The following is a 4,399-nucleotide window of genomic DNA, read 5'->3' as shown; positions in this document are numbered from 1 at the left end:
ATCTGTACCCCAAGCCCGTCGACTTCCGAAAATCCATCGACGGGCTGGCAGCCTTGGTCGAGCTGGACATCAAGGTCGCGGTGTTCGACCCCGTGCTTTGTGCACTACTGCTCAGTGACATCGAAGTCTGGTCAGTATATCGATAGGCTTTTAGATAAACGAATTACACGCTCACGACACTAGACTTTACGCCCAATAAAAAAGGGCGACCCGTCGGTCGCCCTTTGAATTTTTCTGTCCAGGCTCAACACTTGTGATGTTGGCTCACCTCACTCCGTCGTCTAGACGGTGCGTAGCCCGGGGGCCGGAGCAGCCCTGTTGGGCTGGCGGCCGCGGCAGGCCTGATTAGGCGGGCCGCTGTGGACTCTATGTCCGGGCAGTGATTCTGGTGTTAAGAATAGGCCGACGGCTGCGACACAGGATTGCGAAGATTGCTGCACAAAATAGGACTTGCGCAATTTTTACCTTCAGATAGATACTTTCCCGCAATAGTTATGACAAAGGGTGTCTTCGTGAGCAAACTGGACCGGTACGACCTCAGTATTTTGGCGGAATTACAACGGGATGCGCGCATTTCTAACCAGGAATTGGCCGAACGCATCGGGCTTTCGCCTTCGCCTTGCTCGCGCCGGGTCAAGCAGCTTGAGGATGACGGCTATATCTCGCGTCAGGTTGCATTGCTGGATAGAAAGCAGCTGGGGCTAAGCCTGACGGCTTACGTGCTGATCGGCATGGATCGTCATACCCCAGACCGTTTCGAGAACTTTGAAGCGCAGATCCGCAATTTGCCCCAAGTGCTGGAATGCAGCTTAGTCACGGGGATAGACGCCGATTACCAACTCAAGGTCGTCGTGCCGGACATGGACCATTATCAAAAGCTGCTGCTGGGCCACCTCACGCGTATAGATGGCGTCACCAGCGTACGCTCAAGCTTTGTACTCAATCAGGTGCTCAACAGCACCGAGTTGCCGTTGACGCATTTACGCACGTGATCACCCTAGCCCTGTAGTCGCTGCCGCAGGCTGCGATGAGTTGCGCAGCGCACCCCGACCCTGCGGCAACGACTACAGATTGACAAGTACTCCCACCTCCTCGCCACTGGAGCCGCCCGATGGACCCTGCCGTATTTGAAGAATGGATGATGACGATACTGGTCAGTGTCTTGATTCTGTTTATGGGTTTTATCGTCTGGGATCTAGCGAAAAAGTCCAAAGCCGGGCGCTTTGGTTCGATGATTTTGTTTTTTGTACTCGGGCTAGGGGTCGCCGCGTTCATCATCAAAAGCGTGGTCATCGGCTTGATCGAGTCTGGCGTGCTATAGCCGCGCCGGTACTTCTTTGTACTGCCCTTGCTCCAGCCCTTCGAGCGTCCAGTCGCCAATCTGTACCCGAACCAAACGCAAGGTTGGTAAGCCAACGGCCGCCGTCATGCGCCGCACTTGGCGGTTACGCCCTTCGCGAATCACCAACTCCAACCACGCGGTCGGGATGCTTTTACGAAAGCGTACCGGCGGGTTGCGCGGCCACAACTCGGGCTCTTGCAACGCCCGCGCTTGTGCAGGCAGGGTTTTGCCGTCATTCAATTGCACGCCGTCACGCAACTGCTGCAACTGCTCGGGCGTCGGCTCACCTTCGACTTGTACCCAGTACGTTTTGGGGAGTTTGTGTTTGGGGTCGGCAATCTTCGCCTGTAGCTGGCCGTCGTTGGTCAGTAGCAATAAGCCTTCACTGTCTCGATCCAGACGCCCCGCCGGGTAAATCCCCGGGATGGGGATAAAGTCTTTGAGGGTTGCCCGCCCGCCTTCGTCGCTGAACTGCGTCAGCACATCGAAGGGCTTGTTAAACAGAAACAGTTTGGGCTCAACAGGCGGTGCCTTGGCCACACGACGATCCCCCGCATAAGGACGCGGGCTTTTAGCAGAGGGGCGACGAGAATCAGGGCGAGCAGGACGGGACATGATGAAAAGGACATCTAGCGATCAGGGCTGGCAATGCTAGCGCCCTGATCGCTAAATGACCAATCGGATCAACGGAACGGCGGTTCGTCGAAGCTGCGCAGTTTGCGCGAGTGCAATGAGTTGAGTTGGCTGCGCAACAGGTCGACGGCGGCAATGCCGATTTTTAGATGCTGACTGACCGCCCGCTCATAGAAGGCGTTGGCTGAGCCTGGCAGTTTGATTTCGCTGTGCAGAGGCTTGTCCGAGACGCACAACAAGGTGCCATAAGGCACACGCAAGCGATAACCCTGTGCGGCGATAGTGCCGCTTTCCATGTCTACCGCCACGGCGCGAGACAGGTTGATCAGCGGGCGTTCCTCAGCCCAACGCAACTCCCAGTTACGGTCGTCATAGGTCAGTACGGTGCCGGTGCGCAGGCATTTTTTCAGCTCATCGCCGCGCTCGCCGGTCACTTGGGCGGCGGCTTCTTGCAGTGCCAGCTGCACTTCAGCAAGGGCTGGAATCGGAATATTCGGCGGCACCACCCGATCCAAAATCCCATCGCGGCGCATGTAGGCGTGGGCCAGCACGTAGTCACCGATGGTCTGCGATTGTCGCAGGCCGCCACAGTGGCCGATCATCAGCCAGCAATGCGGACGCAGGACGGCCAAGTGGTCAGTGATGTTTTTGGCGTTAGAAGGCCCGACACCAATGTTCACCAGCGTGATGCCGTGACCGTCGCTGGCCTGCAAGTGATAGGCCGGCATTTGATAGCGATGCCACACCACTCCGGCTGCAATCGCTTGGGCTTCGCCATAGTCCATGGACTTTTCGATAATCACGTTGCCAGGCATCACCATGCGTACAAAGCGCGGGTCATCTCGCAATTGTTCAAGGCCATGCAAGATGAACTGGTCAACGTAGCGGTGGTAGTTGGTCAGCAAAATCCAAGGTTGAACGTGGCGCCAGTCACTGCCCGTGTAATGCACCAAGCGGCGTAGCGAAAAATCGACGCGCGCCGCATCAAACAGCGCAAGGGGTAAAGGATCGGTGTTTTCCCAATCGTACAGGCCGTCTGCAATGCCATCGGTGGCCGCCGAGAGGTCAGTGCTGGGGAACACGCGAGCCAGTGCTGCCGCCGTAACGCCAGAGCCGGCAAGTTCGTCGCCTTGCTCAACCACATAAGGGTAGGGAATGTCTTGGTGGCTAACCCCCACTTCGACCACCACAGTGAAGTCACGCATCAGCGGCACCAATTGCTCCAGCAAGTAATGACGGAACGCAGCGGGATGGGTGACGGTAACGCTGTAGGTACCAGGCAGTTGCACCTTGGCATAAGCACGAGTGGTGGTTGGGACTTCGCCATTGATGCGGTAGGTCAAACGCAGTTCTGGGTAGCGAAAAAGTGCACGCTCTTCTGGAGTCGGCTCTACGCGGTCCTTCAGATAGCGCTTGAGGGCTTGACTCAGCGCCGTGGTTGCACGTTCATGCAGGGCCGCGAGGCGATCGACAGCCTCTGCAGCGGTTGAAACGACAATAAAAGCTTCGGTCACGATAAGCATCCTGTCTTCTGAACTGGCAGGCCGTTATCTTGCCTGCATCAATCGGTAAAGCATACCGCGTGACCTGCTTTTCGGGGCCGCCGCAGGCTGCGATCTTTTGATCTGCTTTCGGGCTGCGCGTCCAATCGCAGCCTTCGTGCCTCGTCAGCTCCTACAACACTGCATACGCCCAATACAGCGCCTACACAGTGGATTAAAGAACCCGCGGGGTTGAGCGCTCGACGATCGCTGCGACATTCAAGCCGCGTGGCAAGTTACCGTACACCCGCCCGCTACCCTGTAGCCGACTGGCTATGAAGGCGTCGCTGACATCGCTGTTACCCGCCTCCAAGAGCAGTTTGGCCTGTAGGCCCAAGGCAATGTGCTCGGTCAGTTGCCGGGCGCGGTATTGGATGTCATCGGTGTCTTTGAAGGCGCGCTTTAATTGACCAATATGCTGCGCCAAGCGTGTATCGCCATGCCCATCGCCCAATTCGGCAAACAACGCGTCAAGCACCCCCGGCTCTTTGGACAAGGCGCGCAGTACGTCTAGGCATTGAACATTGCCTGAGCCTTCCCAGGTTGAGTTGACCGGCGCCTCGCGATACAGACGCGGCAAGATGCTGTCTTCTACATACCCCGCGCCACCCATGCATTCTGCTGCTTCGTTGATCATGGCCGGCGCCCGCTTGCAGATCCAATACTTGCCCACTGCCGTCACCAAACGAGAAAAGCGCGCTTCTTGCGAGTCCTCTAAGTTGTCCAGCGCGCAGCCCATACGCAGGCTCAACGCCAGTGCGGCTTCGCTTTCAAGCGCCAGATCTGCCAGTACGTTCTGCATCAAGGGTTGCTCTGCCAGCACCCGACCACCCACCTGTCGATGGGCACAATGATGGCTGGCCTGCGTCAGCGCCTGACGCAT

Annotated in this window: 5 protein-coding genes; 2 read left to right on the top strand and 3 right to left on the bottom strand. The window is 57.4% G+C overall.

The features are described 5' to 3' along the window. Positions 1-512 precede the first annotated feature (512 nt). Both AQS70_RS07820 and AQS70_RS07815 read left to right on the top strand, forming a co-directional pair. The gene (locus tag AQS70_RS07820; RefSeq protein WP_055102297.1) at positions 513-992 is read left to right on the top strand and encodes an Lrp/AsnC family transcriptional regulator; all 480 of its coding nucleotides are present in this window, start codon (positions 513-515) and stop codon (positions 990-992) included. Between the two features lie 119 nt (positions 993-1,111). Further along, positions 1,112-1,321: a DUF2788 domain-containing protein gene (locus AQS70_RS07815; RefSeq protein ID WP_055102295.1), complete on the top strand. Its 210-nt coding sequence runs from the start codon at positions 1,112-1,114 to the stop codon at positions 1,319-1,321. Here the strand turns inward: AQS70_RS07815 and AQS70_RS07810 are convergent. From AQS70_RS07810 to AQS70_RS07800, 3 genes are all read right to left on the bottom strand, one after another. Then, on the bottom strand, positions 1,316-1,882 hold the full coding sequence (locus tag AQS70_RS07810) for a pseudouridine synthase (protein WP_162233884.1): 567 nt from the start codon (positions 1,880-1,882) through the stop codon (positions 1,316-1,318). The genes AQS70_RS07815 and AQS70_RS07810 overlap by 6 nt on opposite strands. A gap of 143 nt (positions 1,883-2,025) precedes the next feature. Then, on the bottom strand, positions 2,026-3,498 hold the full coding sequence (amn, locus tag AQS70_RS07805; protein ID WP_162233883.1) for an AMP nucleosidase: 1,473 nt from the start codon (positions 3,496-3,498) through the stop codon (positions 2,026-2,028). A 193-nt stretch (positions 3,499-3,691) separates the two neighbouring features. Further along, a partial coding sequence (locus tag AQS70_RS07800; protein ID WP_277620583.1) for an acyl-CoA dehydrogenase family protein occupies positions 3,692-4,399 on the bottom strand: 708 nt, incomplete at its 5' end.

The sequence above is a fragment of the Pseudomonas endophytica genome, from assembly GCF_001411475.1.
GTDB lineage: Bacteria > Pseudomonadota > Gammaproteobacteria > Pseudomonadales > Pseudomonadaceae > Aquipseudomonas > Aquipseudomonas endophytica.
The sequence above is the reverse complement of the archived record's forward strand: the minus strand, read 5'-3'. Positions and strand labels throughout refer to the sequence as shown.

Excerpts from the sequence above, each read along its gene's own strand:
- AQS70_RS07815 (WP_055102295.1), top strand. The coding sequence starts at position 1,112 with ATGGACCCTGCCGTATTTGAAGAATGGATGATGACGATACTGGTCAGT.
- amn (WP_162233883.1), bottom strand. The coding sequence starts at position 3,498 with ATGCTTATCGTGACCGAAGCTTTTATTGTCGTTTCAACCGCTGCAGAG.